Origin of the sequence: Butyrivibrio sp. AE2005, from assembly GCF_000686965.1 — a bacterium.
Lineage (GTDB): Bacteria > Bacillota > Clostridia > Lachnospirales > Lachnospiraceae > Butyrivibrio > Butyrivibrio hungatei_A.
The window spans coordinates 13,977-33,112 of sequence record NZ_JMMD01000016.1; the positions used below are offsets into that span (position 1 = coordinate 13,977).

The following is a 19,136-nucleotide window of genomic DNA, read 5'->3' on the forward strand; positions in this document are numbered from 1 at the left end:
TTTATTTAAGGTACGGGATATAAACTTTAAAATGGCTTTTTTTTGTGGACAATATAAATGTGAAAAGTTAAAGGGGGACATATGAAAAAAAGACTGGTAGCGGCTTTAACTTTGATGGCAACAATTTTTGCAACTTCTTCCTGCAATAATAATTCCAAGGTTTTTCAGCCCGGTGATGATACGGCTGAGGAAGTTTATGCGGACGAAGCGAGCAAAAATCTTACACCCGATCCCGATTCAGAGATCACTATCACTGCGTTTAAGTGCGGAAAGGCTGATGCTTTTCTTTTGAGAACGGCGAATCACACTGTTGTAATAGACACGGCGACAGATAAAAAGGGCGACAATTTCCTTGAACTTATCGATGAGCAGGGGATAGATATCATAGATGAGATGATAATCACTCACTTTGATCAAGATCATGTCGGAGGTGCAGATCAGATAATAAGGGCCAAAAATGTAGGAAAGATCTACACAACATATCTATCAAAGGATTCCGATGATATAACGGAATATTACAGTGCCCTCAAGGAAAAAGGCTATAAAGACCTTATTGTAAAGGATGTTTTTTCTTTTAAAGAAGACGGAGTTGTATATACAATCTATCCGCCGGAAGCAACAGTGTATAAGAGCAGTATCAGCAACAATTCATCACTTGCGATCAAGGTGCAGTGTGCTGATAAGACAATGCTCTTTACGGGAGATGCGGAAGAAGAGCGTATCAACGAACTCATCTCGACAGACGGACTTGAATGTGATGTCCTCAAAATGCCACATCACGGACGATTCAAAAAGAACCTTGATGAATTTATAAAAAGTGTCTCCCCTAAGTATGCGATCATTACAGCAAGTAAGAAGGAACATGAGGATGCGGAGACGATTAATGTTTTGGAAGCTGAAGGTGTGGAAACCTATATCACCAGAGGCGGAGACATAACCATTAAGATGAACGCCGACGGCGTAACGATAGAGCAGAGCAGTAAGTGAGGGCCTTATATAGCGCTTGGGGCGTGCGGGCATAGGCTCTGTAGTGCGTAGTTCTCGGACGAGCAAGATGATTATCAATATTTAAAAAAACAGGAACCGCTAACTTTTCTGAACAACATGAAAGGAAACGGTTCCTGTTTTTATAAATTCATGATAATCACTGCGCAGCCGAACACAAACATTACAGCGCCTATGCCCGCACGCCCCAAGCGCTATATAAGGCCCGGATTTACTTTATTTTCACGGCAGTTCCGTATGCAACGATCTCTGCTGCACCCTGCATGACTGCGGATGAGCCGTAGCGAACACCTACGATCGCATCGGCACCAAGATTCATAGCCTCATCAACCATACGCTTTGTGGCAATTTGCCTTGCTTCCGTGAGCATCTCAGTGTATCCCTTGATCTCACCTCCGACAAGTGTCTTCATGCCGGCCATAAAATCTCTTCCCAAATTCTTGGACTGCACAACAGTTCCTTTTACAAGGCCGAGAGCCTCAATCTCTGCTCCGGGAATGGTATCAATACTTACTAGCTTCATCTTCTTCTCCTCCTTCGATTTCCTTAAGTCTTTGCCTTAAAGCAAGAATACAACCAACTATTACAGCAATGCCTACAAACATGATCACAATGAACAGAGGCATCGGAGTTCCGTCACTTACGCTTACTGTAAGGAAGAAGATTATGTAAGCGACCATCATAGCTAAGAATACTGCAGCTGCCAATAAAGCTCCTATTTTCTTTTTCTTGACATCTGTTTTGGAAACGTTCATGAACTTTCCACCCCTTTCTTCGATCTTATGCATTTCTTCGAGATATTCTTCTGCTTTGAAATCAGAATAATCAGGATTCTTGTCTTTTACGGAATCACACAGTTCAATCGCACTTTCCAAGGAAGTAATCTCGCTTTTTAAGTTACTGCTCTGTTTTTCAAGACACATGCTAAGTGATAGTTCTTTTTCCTGAACTCTTCGAATGTCCTCCAGAGGAACGGAGAGCTTTCTTAGGAATTTGATCTTCATAAGCTCATTAACATCCTTAAGAGAATATTCTCTGTATCCGTTTTCGGGATCCCTCTCCGGAGAAAGAAGACCTTGGTCTTCATAAAAACGGATATTCTTTTTGGTGATACCAACAAGTTCTTCTACCTGACTAATCTTCATTGATGTTTCTCCAATCGCATTGAATTCTCTGCTGATATAAGGAAAATACACCTTCCATAAGGTGGAAGGTCAATACTTTTTGTGATTTTTTATAAAATCTATTATACAATGCAGCGAAAGCGTACCTTTATTTTTTTTATCAAAAATAGTAAAATCTAAAATGTTATGGATTTGTTTGACTATATGCGTGAAAACAATATGGATAAAGAATCTCCGCTTGCCGCAAGAATGCGCCCGAGAACCTTGGATGAGGTGGTGGGACAGCAGCATATCATTGCAAAAGACAAGCTTCTTTATCGCGCAATTCAGGCAGATAAGCTAAGTTCCATAATACTGTACGGACCACCCGGAACAGGAAAGACCACGCTTGCTAAGGTCATAGCCGGTACGACTAAGGCTGAGTTTACTCAGATAAATGCTACCATAGCGGGCAAAAAAGATATGGAAGAGGTCGTTAACAAGGCTAAGGATAACCTTGGGATGTACGGCAAGAAGACCATTCTTTTTATAGACGAGATTCACAGGTTTAATAAGGGGCAGCAGGACTACCTACTTCCGTTTGTTGAGGACGGGACTGTGATACTTATCGGTGCAACGACGGAGAATCCCTATTTTGAGGTGAACGGGGCTCTTATATCAAGATCGGTCGTTTTCGAACTTAAACCGCTTACGGCTGATGATATAAAAGTGCTTCTAAACCGCGCCGTTACCGATAAAGAGAGAGGAATGGGCGGTTATAACGCTGTTCTTGAAGATGATGCTGCAGATTTTCTTGCAGATCTTTCTGATGGAGATGCAAGGCATGCGTTAAATGCCATTGAACTTGGCGTTATGACAACAGAGCGCAGCAGCGACGGCCTGATACATATAACCAAAGAAGTGGCAGAGGAGTGCATTCAGCGTAAAGTTGCCAGATATGACAAGGACGGCGACAATCACTACGACACTATATCTGCTTTTATAAAGAGTATGCGAGGTTCGGATCCGGACGCTGCGGTCTACTATCTTGCAAGAATGCTGGATGCCGGAGAAGACCCTAAATTCATAGTAAGGCGAATGATGGTATGTGCTTCCGAAGATGTAGGAAACGCCGATCCGCAAGCTTTACAGGTGGCGGTTGCAGCTTCACTTGCAGTTGAGAGACTCGGCATGCCGGAAGCGCGTATAACGCTGGCTCAGGCGGCAAGCTACATCGCTACGGCGCCTAAGAGCAATGCGGCATATCTTGCTATTGAGAATGCACAGCATGCGATCAGGGAAACGGGAAATCTTCCGATTCCGCCGCATCTTCAGGATGCACACTACAAATCGGCCGCAAAGCTTGGGCACGGCCTTGGATACAAATATGCCCACGATTATCCGGACCATTATGTTGAACAGCAGTATCTGCCGTATGAGCTTAATGGAAAGGAATTTTACAACCCGACGGGAAATGGCTACGAACTTAAGATAAAGGATCATATGAAGAAACTAAAAAACAGAAATAAAAAGGGAGACTGATGAAAAAAAGAAAGCGCAGGATGCGAACCGGTAAAGGAAGTACAAGAAATCAAAGAATCCGGCGAAACAGAAGACTGCTTGCCTTAACAGGAATAGTTACAGCCTTTGCGCTTGTTTTTGTTACTGTATTAGTTGTAACTTTGCTAAAAAATGTATATAACGGAGACGATTCTGAGCCGGAATCTTTTCTTGAGACTATTGAAGTAGCACATGATACTACCAATAACGGAAAGCATGAGTATTTAAATCAGGATATTATAAATTTCATAACGGGATCGGGGATGACGGTTACGGAAGCCCTTATGCAGAGACCGGAAACAATTGAACTTACGCCCGAGAACACTGCCGAATTTGCCAGCATCAATAACTGCGCTATCGTGGATGATGACAAAATCCAGATAGAAGCGACTTCTGCGGGAATACCGGCAAGTGATGACAAATACTATTATATTTTTGAACAGGCAACATATGAGGACGGTCTTGCAGAAGGTGCAGAGCCTCTTGACAGGATATATAAGGGTGAAGAGGCACAGTTTAAGCTTAATCTGAAAAAAGATTCTGCGGATTCAAGGCTTTTTTCCAAGTTTACACTTGCTGTCAGAAAAGACGGAGGTTTTGTCGGCATAAGCCATCCCAAGTACATTACAAATCCCGAAGCGTGCGCAAGGCACAGCTATGGCGGGATGGAGCACAAGTCGATAAAGGGAATTCTTCCGCATCCGCTGAAGCTTTCCGAACTTCCGGATCTCGGAGTGAATTATTGTTCTTACAATATTCCTCTTTCGCATATACTTACGACTTCCGGCGGAATTGAGTATGATTATGGCGGTAAGGTTTATCATTTTAACTCGCAGATAATGAATGATTATGATAATCTGTTCCAGAAGCTAAATGGAATGGGGATAGACATAGCTGCTATCATATTAAATGATGCCAGCCCTTCAACATATCCCGAGATTACTCATCCGGATGCCCGAAGCGGCTCAACTGCACCGTATTACATGTTTAACGCTGCAGATGAAGGCGGTGTAAAAGCACTTGCCGCTATCGGAAGCTTTTTGGCGGGAAGATATTCGGGAACCGGCCATGGCAATGTAAGTATGTGGATTATTGCCAATGAGGTCAACGCCAGAAAAGAATATAATTATATGGCAAAGACCGATGTAAATACATATACAGCGGCATTTACAAGAGCATTCAGAGTCTTTTACAATGCCATAATGAGCGAAAATTCAAGCGCTAAGGTATACATTCCGATTGACCAGCGCTGGACATATAATACGGAAAAGACAGGTGATTATGACGCAAAAGACGTTATAGATATATTTGCGTCGTCCATATCAAATTACGGAAATATAGACTGGGGACTTGCGGCTCATCCGTATTCTTTCCCCAACGGAAATACGGCGTTCTGGAATGCATCCAGGTACGTAAATCACACGGAAACAACACCTACGATAACAATGGATAACATCGAGGTGCTTACTAATTATATGCAAAAAGATTCCATGAGGGATACTTCGGGAAATGTTCGCTCAATAATTCTGAGTGAGCTGGGATATTCATCTACATCCGGAGAAGATGTTCAGGCAGCGGCATTTGCCTATGCTTATACCAAAATGGAAAAAAATGGCCATATCGACGCGCTCATGCTGTCCAGGCAGGTTGATGCGCAGGAGGAGATATCGGCACTGGGGCTTGCGCTCGGCCTTGAAAACACGGGCGGAGGACACAAGAAGCTATATGATGTCTTCAAATACATTGATACGGACAAACGAAACGAAGTCGTGTCGTTTGCTTACAGTATAGTTGGAAAAGAGTTTTGACAAGAGAGGAGTAGTACTATTATGACTAACGCTGAGAAGGCACTTAAAATGCACGAGGAATGGCAGGGAAAGCTTGAGACACTTTCAAAAGCTGAGGTGAAATCAAAAGAGGACCTTGCTATTGCATATACACCCGGAGTTGCAGAACCATGTAAGCTTATAGCTGAAGATAAAGAGCTTGCTTATAAGTATACTATCAAGTCCAATACCATCGCCGTAGTTTCTGACGGTAGCGCGGTTCTTGGACTTGGAAACATCGGACCCTATGCAGCAATGCCGGTTATGGAGGGAAAAGCAGTTCTTTTCAAGGAGTTTGGAGGCGTGAACGCAGTGCCTATCTGCCTTGATACTCAGGATACAGAAGAGATAATCAAAGCTGTTACATATCTTGCACCGGGATTTGGCGGAATCAACCTTGAGGACATTTCTGCTCCCAGATGCTTTGAGATAGAAGAGAGATTAAAAGAGACACTTGATATCCCCGTATTCCATGACGATCAGCACGGAACAGCCATCGTTGTTCTTGCAGGTGTTATCAACGGACTTAAGGTTGTCGGAAAGAAAAAGGAAGACTGCAAGGTAGTTGTAAACGGTGCGGGAAGTGCCGGAATAGCTATCACAAAGCTTCTTCTCCGTTATGGATTTAAGAAGGTTATCATGTGCGATAAGTCCGGAATCCTCAGCAAGACATCACCCGATCTTAACTGGATGCAGGAGAAGATGATGGATGTGACCAACCCCGATCAGGAGAACGGAACACTTGCCGATGCTCTTAAGGGTGCAGACGTATTTGTCGGTGTTTCGGCTCCCGGAATCGTTACAAAAGAGATGGCTCAGGGAATGAACAAAGATGCGATCATGTTCGCTATGGCAAATCCTGTTCCCGAGATCATGCCCGATGTTGCAAAGGAAGCAGGAGTAAGGGTTATCGGAACGGGAAGAAGTGATTTCCCCAACCAGGTAAACAACGTTCTTGTTTTCCCCGGAATCTTCCGCGGTGCGCTTGAAGGAAGAGCAAAGCAGATCACAGAGGAGATGAAACTTGCGGCTGCAACTGCACTTGCAGGACTTATCCCTGATGATGAGCTTAATGATGAGAATATCCTTCCTGCAGCTTTTGATGAGAGAGTAGCAGATGTTATTTCAGCAGCTGTAAAAGCTCACATTTGAGTAGTGTAGTGCTTTGCCGGCAACTGCCGGAGAGGCACGCCGGCTCGTTTACTATAGTACTTAAGATGGAGGCATCACTGTGAGCTCACGGTATCTTACTTTATACAAAATGATCGTTCTGTACATGCTAAAGCGCTGCGAGGTACCTCTTAGCAAGTCGCAGATCTATGACTTTATATTGGAAAAAGAATATACGACGTTCCTGACGCTTCAGGAAGTATTTGCGGAGCTTGTTTCATCGGAGCTTATCGTAGAAAAAACTATGGCAAACAGGACATTTCTGGAGATAACTGCCGAAGGCGAAGAGACGCTCAAGTTTTTTGGCAACAGAATTAATCCGTCCATCAGGCAGCAGGCTGATGAATTCCTCACAGCGAACAGCCTGAAACTCAGAAATGAAGCCTCCATACTTAGTGACTACAGAAAAACAGGCGACAAGGAGTACACTGCTCAGCTTGTAGCTATGGAGAACGGAAAGTGTATTCTTAACATCTCAATTCCCGTTCCCACCGAAGAGATTGCACAGTCAATCTGCGATAAGTGGCAAAAAAAGAACGAAGAGATCTACCACTACCTTATCGAAGAACTGATGATGTGAATACTGCAGGTAGCACCATATGGTGAAACAGGCAGTATTCTCAGGCCATTGTTGCTGCGATTGAAAAATGCGAATCGCTGTTTTTTCTGCTCATATCTTCGGGAATAAAGAAAAGAGCAGATGTGTGCAAGATAAATGTACTGCCTATCTTCGAGATATTTCATGCATGAGCAGGAGATATGCTCTTTCACTATATTCTGATTGACACCGTTATTTAGGATTGTTATAATAAACATCGTGCTTTAGGGCATGCGCTGTTGTAGCACAGTCGGTAGTGCGTCGCATTGGTAGTGCGGAGGTCACGGGTTCGATTCCCGTCAGCAGCTTAGAGAAAGTCGCTTTTGGCGGATTTTTTGTTTGAGTAGATTCATTCATAGACAGCCCGGCCCCAAGGGAATTAGGTCTGAAAGTCGATAACTTTTGGCTTCACAGTAAGGGTATAAGGCGGATTTTTGCTGTATTTACAGATGTTGCAATATTCAATAGCAATAAAAAGACTTAAGATTTCATTCTGCTATCGCTCCAATTGTTTGAGCCCATTTATGGGCGAGTTTTGGAGCGAAGAATGAAAGCTTAAGTCTTTTTATGCCTTGAATATCAACATATGTAACAACAAGAAAATTCGCCTTATACCCTTACTGTGAAAACAAACAGCTACAATTTCAGACCTGATGCCCTTGGGGCTGGCGTTAATTGGGGACAAAAAGGGCTGCCACACAAAAGTGCGACAGCCTTAAAATTAAGCGTCAATTACTGACATATAGTAAGAGTAAAGACTCTTGTATGTTGAGTTGTTGTAATGAAGCCCGTCACCGGTTGAGAAACCGTTCTGCTTTAAGTAAGAGTAACCGTCTATCCAAGTGACTCTCGGATCAAGCTGTGACTTGAGCTTTGCGTTGAATTTTTCTATCTGCTCGTTAGAAACTGTCTTGCAGTTCTTTACGGGAGTTACTGCTGCGTAGTAAACCTTGATTCCGGCAGCTTCCCATGAATCGATGTTGCTGTTTACAAGTCTGATGTACTTCGATGCGTTTGCAAGATCGTTTACGCCAAAGTTGATTACCATTACGGTTCCGTTTCCGGCGTAATTGGGAATCTGGGGAAGAGCAGTGTTCTTGAACCAGCTGTAACCTTCACCGACCTTGGCAACATATGCCTTATCGGTTGAACCTACGGCAGTTTTAAGCTGAACTGTTCTTGAGTCTCCTACAAAAAGAAAAGGCACGCCGGGGATTCCGGTAGATACATAATCCTTGCTGACATATCCTATTCCGTCTTTGTATGCTATCTCATACCAACCGCTGCCTGTTTCGCCTGTTACTGTGATCTGTGCGCCCCATGAGAGCTTACCGATCTTATCACACTGAATCCCCGCTCCGTTTCTTACATTAACGGTAGCTGATGCGAACATGTTCGCAGGAACTTCATAGTGTACAACCACGTTAGGGTCGATAGGTTCTACTGAGGAAGATGCTGCAGCTGAACTTTCGTCTGCTATAGCTGAGCTTCCTTCGATAGAAGCTATTTCAGGCTGAACCGAAACGCCTTCTGTTGAAGCGATAATCGCTTCCGTTGCCGAAACCTTGATCTCGTCCGTTGCAAATGCTGCGCCGCATACGGCTAATGATGCGACCATAAGTGCACCGGATACCAGTATTAAGTTTTTGTTTTTTAGATTTTTTAATTTCATATCTTCACCACTCATAATTCTATGAAATTTTACATGAGGTTTAACAAGATGTCAAATTTGACTAAAAAGCAACAAACTTTTATAATAAAGCATTAGTTGGTTTTGCGCTTGAAACAGGCGCTTTTGGTATGATATAAACATACTATATTATATAGGAAAATTTATATATATAGTTGATTGGAGAGGTTATGTGCGGAATTATTGGATATATCGGAAAAAAGAGCACAAAAGATATTTTATTGGACTCACTTGAACTTTTGGAATATAGAGGATATGACAGTGCCGGAATAGCTCTTTTCCCTGATGGAGCGAAGGAACCTACTGTAAATAAGGTTGCCGGACGAGTTTCCAAATTAAGAGAAGTATGTGTCGGCCTTACAGATGAGGCGTGTGCAGGAATAGGACATACACGTTGGGCTACACACGGTGGCGTCAGCGATGAGAATGCCCATCCCCATCAGAATGGCAGAGTAACACTTGTACATAATGGAATTATTGAGAATTATAAGGAGCTTGTAAAAGAGTATGATCTTAAGGGAAAGCTTATTTCAGAGACAGATACTGAGGTTGCTGCCGCAGTTTTGAATTGCTTGTATGACGGAGATCCTGAAAAAGCTTTAAGAGATCTTGTTTCTCAGCTTAAGGGAACATTTGCTTTTGCGGTTATTTTTGCTGATCAGCCAGGTAAAATATATGCGATCAGAAACGTAAGTCCCATCGTTGTTGCAATGACTGAGCATGGCGCAATGCTTGCTTCTGATGTTGCGGCTCTTGGCGTACATGCAAAGGAATATGCATTCCTTCCCGAGTATCAGGTTGCGTGCCTTTCAACTAAGGGAATTGTGGTTCATGACGAGAAGAGACATGAGATTCCTCTTCAGCTCATGACTATCGACTGGGATACAAGTCGCGGTGGTAAGGGCGGCTATGCTTTCTATATGGAAAAAGAGATCCATGAACAGCCCGACGCCGTAAAAGATACTTACACACCTCATATTGTAAACGGTAGCACTTCATTTGAAGCAGAAGGCATTCCGAATTCTCTTTTCAGAGATAATCAGAACATTGTGGTTATTGCCTGCGGAACAGCTATGCATGCGGGACTTATAGGTCAGCAGCTCTTCCATACACTTGCCAATATCCACACTGATGTAGCGGTGGCTTCTGAGTTTACATACACTAATCCCGTTATCAAGCCCGGAACTCTTGTTATCGCGGTTTCACAGTCGGGTGAGACGGTTGATACTATCGAGGCTATTAAGTATGCAAGAAAGAAAGGTGCAAAGGTACTGTCAATTGTAAACGTAAAAGGTTCAACGATTTCAGATATCAGTGATTACTGCATCTATACACATGCAGGCCCTGAGATCGCTGTTGCAAGTACCAAGGCTTTCACCAGCCAGCTTACTGTTTTCTATCTTCTTGCAATCCATGCGGCAAGACTTAACGGACTTGTTTCAGAGGAAGAGAGCAGCAAGTTTTTGAAGGAACTTCAGAGAGTACCTGAAGTTATCGGTCAGATTTTGGAGAAAAAAGAATTCGTAAAGAAGATGACAAGTAAGTTCCTCCTTTCAGAGAACGCATTCATGATCGGAAGAGGACTTGATTACTCACTTCTTCTTGAAGGTTCGCTGAAACTTAAAGAAATATCATATGTTCATTCGGAAGCATACGCATCCGGTGAGCTTAAACACGGAACAATTGCTCTTATTACGGACGGAATACCTGTAGTTGCGCTTGTTACACAGAGTGCGATCGCATCTAAGGAATACTCCAATATCAGAGAGGTTCAGTCTCGTGGAGCCAGCATGATCCTTATTACCAGAGAATCTCTTTATAAGGACATGAATATCCCTGAGGATGATACATTTATACTTCCTGAGATGGATGATATGTTCATGCCGTTCCCTGCAGCCGTTGTTATGCAGCTCATAGCTTATTACACATCATATACAAAGGGATTTGATGTTGATAAGCCAAGGAACCTTGCTAAGGTTGTTACGGTTGAGTAATTGATATATACCATGTTTTTTGAATCTAGAGAGTTTTGGCGATTTATACACAAACTTGTATTATAATTGCCAAAACTCTTTGTTTTGTTTTTTTGTTCTTATTGAGTGGACGAGGTTGAATTATTATGAACGGAATAATACAGGAGAAAAGAAGCTTATTCGGAGAAGCTTCTTTTTATAGAAATGCATTAAAGATTGCGGTACCCATCATGCTCCAGCAGCTTATACAGAACATGGTATCGCTTATCGACAATTTCATGGTATCGGGACTTGGAGACGTGTCCATGTCCGGAGTTAACGTCGCAGGCCAGATACTGTTTATTTTTATGGTGTTTCTTAATACCATCTGCATGTCGGGAGGAATATTCCTCACACAGTTCTTTGGTGCAAAAGACAAGGCAGGAATGCAGCAGGCATTCATCTTTAAAGTGTTTATGGGACTTTCTGCGTTTATACCTTATTTTCTGGTGTGCAGAGTCTTCCCAAGGCAGTTCCTGTCGCTCATGCTCTTAGGAAATACGCAGGCGCCTTTTATTCTTGATGAGGCGGTAAAGTACATCCATATCATGTTCTGGATGGGACTTCCGATGACTTTTTCTGTCTGTATAGCGACATCTTTGAGAGACATGGGAAGAGTAAAGGCACCGCTTATTGTAACTATAATCGCTACGCTGACCAATACTACGTTTAACTACCTTCTTATCTACGGAAACTTTGGTTTCCCGGCACTTGGCGTAAGAGGAGCGGCTGTTGCGACCGTTATAGCAAGAACACTGGAATTTGTTATCTTCACAGGCATATATATTAAGGTGAAACCTGATTTTGCTATCGCATTAAAGAGCGGTATTAAAGTTGATTTCAGTCTCTTTGGCGAGATATTGAGAAAAGGAGCGCTTATGCTCTTCTGTGAGATGACATGGGTGCTTTCTGAGACTGTAAATACCGCTATTTTTAACAGCAGAGGGGGAGCGGAAGTAGTATCCGGAATGGCAGCGGGTTTTGCTATCGCAAATCTCTTCTTTGTGGCATTTGGCGGAATTTATTCTGCTACAAGTGTCATTATGGGCAAGACACTTGGAGAAGGCAAGCTTGAAGAAGCGCGCAAGCAAAAGAATTGGCTTTTGTCGGGAGCATTCGCTTTTGGATGTGTAATGACGATTGTTGGTTTCGTGACTACACTTATCGTGCCTGTCGTATATGGAAGATTGAGCGGCGGCGCTATAGACATATGCAGAAGAATGGTTATTGTTCTGTCGATATTTATGCCTATATGGGTATATATCAATGCTCAGCAGGCGGTTGCAAGATCCGGAGGCGATACCAAGATGGGCGCGTACGGAGATGCGGTAATAACTTTGGTTGTACTTCTTCCTATGATACTTATCCTTGGTAAATACACCGATATAGGCCCTATAGAGCTCTTTATATGTGTAAAGCTTGTTGATTTTATCAAGATCACTATTTTCCATTTCTGGTTAAAGAAAGAGAACTGGCTCAACAACCTTGCAATAGGGCATGCAGAGTAAATTACATAAAAGGAAATATACACAATGGATCTTATCAAGAAATTTATACCTTATTACAAACCCTATATCGGAGTGTTCTTGTTCGACCTGCTCTGCGCAACGGTGCTGTCTGTGATAGACCTCGTTTTCCCGCAGTTCATAAGGATACTCAGAGAGACGCTGTTTCTTGAAGAACCTGAGATCATAATGAAAAGAATATGGATCATAGGACTTTTGTTGCTTGTTCTGTATTTCATCAGATTCCTGTGCAGGTGGTACGTGACATATTGGGGACACATGATGGGCGCCAAGATGGAGTCCGGCATGCGAAAAGAGCTCTTTGAAAGGTTTGAAGCATTCTCTTTTTCATATTATGACACACACAATACGGGCGAGATGATGAGTAAGCTGGTATCGGATCTCTTTGATATATCCGAGCTTGCGCACCACGGCCCCGAGAATATATTTATCTCTTTTGTGAAAATAGTCGGTTCCTTCATACTTCTGATGCGTATAAACGTGCCAATGACGCTGTGCCTTGTGTCTGTTGTGCTTGTCATGGCGGTATTCTCTGTAAGCCGTAACAGGAAGATGAGAGCGACGTTTTCCGATAACAGGAAGAAGGTTGCGGGAATTAACTCATCCCTTCAGGATACGCTCGGCGGTATCAAGGTCGTGAAGTCCTTTACGGGAGAGGAGATTGAGGAAAAGAAATTTGATAAAAGTAACCTCGCTTTCCTTGAGTCAAAGAAGGACAATTACAAGCAGATGGCGCTTTTTCATTCGGGAAACAACTTCTTCGAGGGACTATTGTTTGTGACTGTTATTGTGGCCGGAGGTGTGTTTATTGCCAAAGGACAGATGACGGTTGAAGATATGGCTATTTATGCGCTCTACATCAACATATTTATCAATCCGGTCAATGTACTTGTTGAATTTACGGAACAGCTTCAGAAAGGTCTTGCGGGCTTTGGAAGATTCTGCGAGGTCATGGAGACGGAACCTGAGATTGTTGATAAGGATGGGGCAAAAGAGCTTACGCACGTTGAGGGCGTTATCGATTATGAGGACGTTTCTTTTGCTTACGGCGAGGAAGAAAGCGTCCTTGACCACATCAGTCTACATGTTGAAAAAGGCAAGAATATAGCTATTGTAGGTCCGTCAGGCGGCGGAAAGACAACGCTTTGTTCACTTCTTCCAAGATTCTATGATGTTACGGGCGGAAGTGTTAAAATAGACGGAGTTGACATTCGTGACGTAACTCAGAGATCTCTTAGATCATTTATCGGAATTGTGCAACAGGACGTGTATCTCTTTAACGGTACGGTTCGCGAGAATATCGCCTACGGAAAGCCTGATGCCACGATGGATGAGATACGAGAGGCAGCTGAAAAAGCAGACCTGACGGGCTTTATAAACACTCTGTCAGATGGATTTGACACACTTGTCGGTGAAAGGGGAGCAAGACTGTCAGGTGGCCAGAAACAGCGAATTGCCATCGCAAGAGTGTTCCTTAAGAACCCTCCGATTCTTATTCTCGATGAGGCGACGAGCGCACTCGATAACGAGAGCGAGAGATATGTTCAGGACAGCCTTGAAAAACTCTCAGTCGGAAGAACAACCATCACGATTGCACACAGACTTTCTACAATCCTTGGCGCCGATGAGATCATCGTCCTTGGAAGCAACGGCATAGAAGAACGCGGAACCCACAAGGAACTTTTAAGGACAGGCGGATTGTACGAGAAGTATTACAGAATGCAGTTTGAGTAGATTGAATAAATAATCAATGTAGTGGTCATTCGTTTGAGGGATGTCACTTGAAAAACAGACTTTGGCGATTTATAAGCATTTTTAAGCGTATAAATCGCCAAAGTCTTATTATTTTGACCGCTTTTGGCGACTTATAGATGGGAAATGACTATTAAGGATTGCCGCTTCCGAAAATAAGTTCAAGTATATCATATTGATACATGAATACATTCCTCCTTTTGTTTTGAGATGACAGATTGCATTATATTACAATTCGATTAGCAGAGAGTATATCATTGAGTAAACTGCGGCTATCTTGAGTGTATGGAAATGCGATTATAGATAAATGATTTTAAAACCATAATAAAGCAAAAGTGTTATATAGGAATTTTTATGATATAATCTTTTAAAAATGTAGCTATTTACTTGATTATAGGGGGCATATGTAATGGATATAGGTACATTCAATATTGCAATATGTGATGATGATAGAGAGTTGCACAACGAAATAATCGGGTTATGCAACTCATTTTTTATTGATAAAAAAGTAAATTATAAGGTTTACTCATATTATTCGGGAGAAGAGATTATAAAGGAGACTGACAGGCATATTGATCTCGTTTTTTTGGATATAGAGATGGGCGGAATCGACGGATTGTCTGTAATGGAAAGACTTGAAAAGATGCCTAATGTTTTAAATATAGTATTTGTATCCAGTCATCATGAATTTGCCGGAGATGCATATGGATATAAGACATTAGGGTTTATCCAAAAGCCGATAAAGGAAACTGATTTTAATGCAAGGATTCAAAAGGTTTATAAGAGAGTGATATCTGATGCATTGGTAGTTTTTTCGGACAATTGTGGCGACTATCATATTCGCAAATCGGATATTATATATCTTAAAGCGGATTCGAATTATTGTGATATACATACTATACAAAAGACAATAGTTACTTCTTATACATTAAAAAAGTGCGAAAATATTCTCGGAGGGATGCCGTTTCTTCGCGTGCATAGATCATATCTTATTAATGTAAATAAAATATCTAATTTATCCGGCGCTTATATTAACTTGATAACAAAAGAAAGTATACCGATTGGGAAAAGTTATAAAGACACTGCTTTAAGAAGTTATAGACAATATTTGTATGAGGGGATGAGTGTATGAAGGATCTTTTATGGGCCGCAGAATATAGTTTGTTGGATTTATTGAAATACTTTTCTTTTTTTCTTATTGCATTTAATTTTCCAATTTACAAGAAGAAAATATCTGTTCCAATTTATTTTGTTTTTTCGATGTTATGTTGCCTTTTATATTTTGAAATCCGTGGAGGAGATAGATGGCTTAGTGGAATTCCGAATCTTTGCTCCATTCTTTTTGTTGTGTTAATAGAGAAAGGAAAAAGGGTTAAGGGGCTTATATACATGGCAGTATCTTGGATAATTATGGATTTACTATCAACATTATCTAAAATGCTCTTTTATGCCATGTTTGAAGATGATTGTTATTTATACGGAGCACTTGTCGGAAGACCTCTTTGGGATAAGGTATTGGTTTTAATTGCTCCTATGATATATCATTTTTTAATGAATATTATTATAAAAAGGAAGGTAGACTATTATCTTTCTACTTCACAACTAGGAGTGATTTTTTCGAGCTTTATTGGAGGGCTTTTTATAATTCCTGCATTGGGGAAAATGGTGAGAAGAAATGAGTATGATCCAAAGGCTTACGTTATTATATCTTTTGCTATGCTGGGACTATTGTTTCTATTTATTGCTGTTATGGTATGGCAAAGCTTTGTTGTAAATAGAAATAATAAGATGAAGCAAGACGAAATCAAGTATCAATATATGCTTAAAGCTCAATCAGATTATTTTGACGGTTTAAAGAATGATCAAGAAAAAGTGCGAAGATTTAGGCATGATGTTCGTGCACATATTACAGCACTACAAAAATATCTTGACGAAGGCAATACTGAAAAAATGCAGGAGTATCTAGCTTGTATGCAAAAACAAGTTGACATCGACCAAACTAAAAAGTATACGTGCAATATGGCTGCTGATGCTGTGATTAATGATCAAACAAAAGTAATGCAGGACAAAAACATAAAGTTCCAATACGAGGGCTGCCCAAAAATTAGAGAGGAAATAAGCGATTATGATCTCTGCACAATTTTTTACAATCTTCTCAAAAATGCTGTAGAAGGTTGCGAAAAGGTAGGATGTGATGAAAAAAGTATAGATGTCAAGGTCGTAAATAATGGAGAGCAACTTCTGATTAAGGTGGAAAATGATACGATAATGAAAGATAAAGTCATTGATGGTGATGTGCTTACCACAAAGAAAGACATTAAGAATCACGGCTTTGGCATTAAGAGTGTAAGAACTGTAGTTAATAAGTACAATGGATTTTATAGTAACAAAATTGAAAAAGGAAAATTCATAGCTTTTATAGCTTTATGAATGATTTTGTGAAAGCTTCGGTAGTAAATCTACCGGAGTTTTTTGTTTACTCAAGATACCCTGCGTTCACTCAAGATGTATTGAGTGAGAGGAATTATACAATTATCATTAATTGTTGTGGAAGTCTAAATGAAAAAGAAACTATAAAACAAATTATAAATAAAAAATTTGAAGGATAAAATTGTGGAATGAGATATACATTTGTAAATCAGCATGATTATACTGATTGTGCTGCAGCTTGCATGGCAATGGTTTGCTTACATTACAAAAAAGAGACAACCATTACAAGGCTTCGCGATATGATGGGGACAGATCTAAAAGGGACGAATCTCATAGGCTTGTCAAAATGTGCCGAAAGGCTGGGATTCATGACACAGGCTGTAAAAGTTGACAAAGAAGGTTTCTTTAGCGATTTTTCTCTCCCGTGTATTGCAAATATTGTCACCAAAGAAGGACTATCACATTTTGTGGTTATCTTTAAAAAAGATAAAAAGCATGTAGTTGTTGGTGATCCGGCTAGAGATTTGGAACGAATTGAAATAAATACTTTCTATGAGAAGTTTACCGGCGCAATACTATTACTAAAACCTAACAGCGAATTTGAAACAGGTAAAGTAAAAGGAATCAATATATTTGAGCGATATGTTAAGCTCATGCTTCCACAAAAGAAACTGTTTATATATGCTTTCCTGGCATCGGCGCTTACAACACTTTTAGGTATAGTATCATCATTGTTTAATAATGTTATATATGATGAGATTCTAACCTATCAGCAGAAAGATGCGCTAAAGATCATGCTGGTTGTTTTTCTTGGAATATCGTTTACGTCAACTATTCTTGGTTTTATAAGACAGTGGATCCTGCTACATCTATCAATTAAGATAGATATCCCTCTTATGCTGGGATATTTCGAACATATATATAAGCTTCCGATGAAATTCTTTTCTACAAGAAAGACGGGAGATATAACGACGCGATTTTCTGATGCGTTTACTATAAAAAATATTTTTACCGGAATAGCATTATCGCTGATCATGGATATATCAATGGCACTTATGTCCGGTGTCATCCTGTTCCGGATGAATTCACAGCTTTTTTCCATCATTTTATTTATGACAGTTGTCAGTATTATATTGGTTTTTATTTTTAAGCAACCGTACAAGAAGATTAATGAAGAGCAAATGCAGCAGGCATCGGTTCTCAATTCAGAAATTATTGAAGGACTTCGTGCAGTAGAGACAATAAAGGGAAATGCAAATGAAGATACCGAGCTTGAGAGCATAGAAAAAGAGTACATAAAGTCACTTAGGATTGGCTACAAAGAATCCATGCTTTCAAATGTACAGGGAACTATTTCAAGCATTATATCGGGAATGGGAAATATTGTTCTGTTGTATGTAGGAATTAGCTCGGTAATCAATAACGAACTTACACTTGGAAGCTATATGGCATTTATGACGCTTTCGGGGTATTTTATGAATCCGATAAGCAATCTTGTGGGGCTCCAGTTACAGATTCAAGAAGCAAATATTTCCATGAAGAGATTGTCGGAAATTCTGGATTATGAGAGGGAAGAAAATGAGGAAGATCAGCAAGAAATAACAAATATAGATGGAGATATAGAAATAAAAAATCTTACATTCAGGTATGGAAACAGAAAGCCTGCGCTTGATAATATCAGCTTTACTATTTCAAAAGGACAGAAGGTTGCGCTGGTTGGAGCAAGCGGGAGTGGGAAATCCACGATAGCAAAGTTGCTCCTAAGGTATTATGAACCTGAAAACGGAGAAATAACAGTTGATGGTGCTGATATCAAAGAGTTTTCACATTCATCTTTAAGAAGAGCAATATCGTATGTTCCGCAGAATATAGAGCTGTTCTCGAAAAGTATATATGACAATATTCGTGTCAGCAGGATGAATGCAACGCTTGATGAGGTAAAAGAAGCTGCAAAAAAGGCTGATGCTCATGACTTTATAAAAAGGCTTCCGATGCAATATCATACCTATCTTGAGGAAGCCGGAAATGGACTAAGCGGAGGTGAAAAACAGAGAATAGCATTAGCAAGGGCATTTCTTAAAGATAATAAGTTCTATATCATGGATGAATCTACAAGTAATCTGGATTTCGCTACAGAAAACATTATTTTCGATATGATCTACAACAAGTTTAGGAAAAAGACGATGCTTATTATTGCCCATAGACTGGCTACAGTTAAGAATTGCGACAAGATAATTGTTATGGATAAAGGGCAGATAATCGAACAGGGAAGCCATGAAGAATTATTAAAACTAAGGGGGAAATACTGGAAGCTTTGGGAGATGCAACAGGGCAACTTTAGTGTAAACAGCGAAGAAAACGTTATTGACGAAGCAGATGTGGATGAGAATTTGGATGAACTTGTTTATACGTGATTTTAAATAGTGGGGGATATCAACATGCATTTAGTATCATCTTCACAGTG

The 19,136-nt window shown here is 40.8% G+C and carries 14 protein-coding genes and 1 tRNA gene; 12 read left to right on the forward strand and 3 right to left on the reverse strand.

Annotated elements, in window-relative coordinates:
* Positions 1-81 precede the first annotated feature (81 nt).
* Positions 82-987 carry a ComEC/Rec2 family competence protein gene (locus DL92_RS0111225; protein WP_026667754.1) on the forward strand — a complete coding sequence of 302 codons (906 nt, stop codon included), beginning with the start codon at positions 82-84 and terminating at the stop codon, positions 985-987.
* 229 nt (positions 988-1,216) lie between these two features.
* Here DL92_RS0111225 and DL92_RS0111230 read toward each other — a convergent pair whose 3' ends face one another.
* Together DL92_RS0111230 and DL92_RS0111235 are read right to left on the reverse strand one after the other, a co-directional pair.
* Entirely contained in the window at positions 1,217-1,528 is a 312-nt protein-coding gene (locus DL92_RS0111230) for a YbjQ family protein (protein ID WP_026667755.1), read from the reverse strand.
* Positions 1,509-2,150 carry a MerR family transcriptional regulator gene (locus tag DL92_RS0111235; RefSeq protein WP_026667756.1) on the reverse strand — a complete coding sequence of 214 codons (642 nt, stop codon included), beginning with the start codon at positions 2,148-2,150 and terminating at the stop codon, positions 1,509-1,511. Before DL92_RS0111235 ends, DL92_RS0111230 begins: the two co-directional genes overlap by 20 nt.
* Positions 2,151-2,315: 165 nt before the next feature.
* Between DL92_RS0111235 and DL92_RS0111240 the strand changes: the two genes are divergently transcribed.
* From DL92_RS0111240 to DL92_RS0111260, 5 genes are all read left to right on the forward strand, one after another.
* Complete coding sequence (locus DL92_RS0111240) at positions 2,316-3,650, forward strand: replication-associated recombination protein A (RefSeq protein ID WP_026667757.1); 1,335 nt, start codon at positions 2,316-2,318, stop codon at positions 3,648-3,650.
* Positions 3,650-5,476 (forward strand): DUF5722 domain-containing protein, encoded by a 1,827-nt coding sequence (locus DL92_RS0111245; RefSeq protein WP_026656938.1) that lies wholly within the window; start codon positions 3,650-3,652, stop codon positions 5,474-5,476. The genes DL92_RS0111240 and DL92_RS0111245 overlap by 1 nt, the downstream gene beginning before the upstream one ends.
* A gap of 21 nt (positions 5,477-5,497) precedes the next feature.
* The gene (locus DL92_RS0111250; protein ID WP_026656939.1) at positions 5,498-6,646 is read left to right on the forward strand and encodes an NAD(P)-dependent malic enzyme; all 1,149 of its coding nucleotides are present in this window, start codon (positions 5,498-5,500) and stop codon (positions 6,644-6,646) included.
* Between the two features lie 79 nt (positions 6,647-6,725).
* On the forward strand, positions 6,726-7,244 hold the full coding sequence (locus tag DL92_RS0111255; protein ID WP_026656941.1) for a DUF4364 family protein: 519 nt from the start codon (positions 6,726-6,728) through the stop codon (positions 7,242-7,244).
* A 253-nt stretch (positions 7,245-7,497) separates the two neighbouring features.
* Positions 7,498-7,570 (forward strand) — tRNA-Thr (locus DL92_RS0111260).
* Positions 7,571-7,983: 413 nt separating this feature from the next.
* Here the strand turns inward: DL92_RS0111260 and DL92_RS0111265 are convergent.
* On the reverse strand, positions 7,984-8,934 hold the full coding sequence (locus DL92_RS0111265) for an SH3 domain-containing protein (RefSeq protein ID WP_026667758.1): 951 nt from the start codon (positions 8,932-8,934) through the stop codon (positions 7,984-7,986).
* 188 nt (positions 8,935-9,122) lie between these two features.
* On the opposite strand from DL92_RS0111265, the gene glmS reads away from it, so the two are divergent.
* From glmS to DL92_RS0111300, 6 genes are all read left to right on the forward strand, one after another.
* Positions 9,123-10,946, forward strand: coding sequence for a glutamine--fructose-6-phosphate transaminase (isomerizing) (glmS, locus tag DL92_RS0111270; RefSeq protein ID WP_026667759.1), 1,824 nt, complete (start codon positions 9,123-9,125; stop codon positions 10,944-10,946).
* Between the two features lie 125 nt (positions 10,947-11,071).
* The gene (locus tag DL92_RS0111275) at positions 11,072-12,472 is read left to right on the forward strand and encodes an MATE family efflux transporter (RefSeq protein WP_026667760.1); all 1,401 of its coding nucleotides are present in this window, start codon (positions 11,072-11,074) and stop codon (positions 12,470-12,472) included.
* Positions 12,473-12,496: 24 nt separating this feature from the next.
* Positions 12,497-14,224: an ABC transporter ATP-binding protein gene (locus tag DL92_RS0111280; protein ID WP_026667761.1), complete on the forward strand. Its 1,728-nt coding sequence runs from the start codon at positions 12,497-12,499 to the stop codon at positions 14,222-14,224.
* Between the two features lie 427 nt (positions 14,225-14,651).
* Entirely contained in the window at positions 14,652-15,374 is a 723-nt protein-coding gene (locus DL92_RS0111285) for a LytR/AlgR family response regulator transcription factor (RefSeq protein ID WP_026667762.1), read from the forward strand.
* Positions 15,371-16,672, forward strand: a complete 1,302-nt coding sequence (locus DL92_RS0111290) for a sensor histidine kinase (protein WP_026656947.1) — start codon at positions 15,371-15,373, stop codon at positions 16,670-16,672. The genes DL92_RS0111285 and DL92_RS0111290 overlap by 4 nt, the downstream gene beginning before the upstream one ends.
* 188 nt (positions 16,673-16,860) lie before the next feature.
* Complete coding sequence (locus DL92_RS0111300; protein WP_026667763.1) at positions 16,861-19,086, forward strand: peptidase domain-containing ABC transporter; 2,226 nt, start codon at positions 16,861-16,863, stop codon at positions 19,084-19,086.
* Positions 19,087-19,136 lie beyond the last annotated feature (50 nt).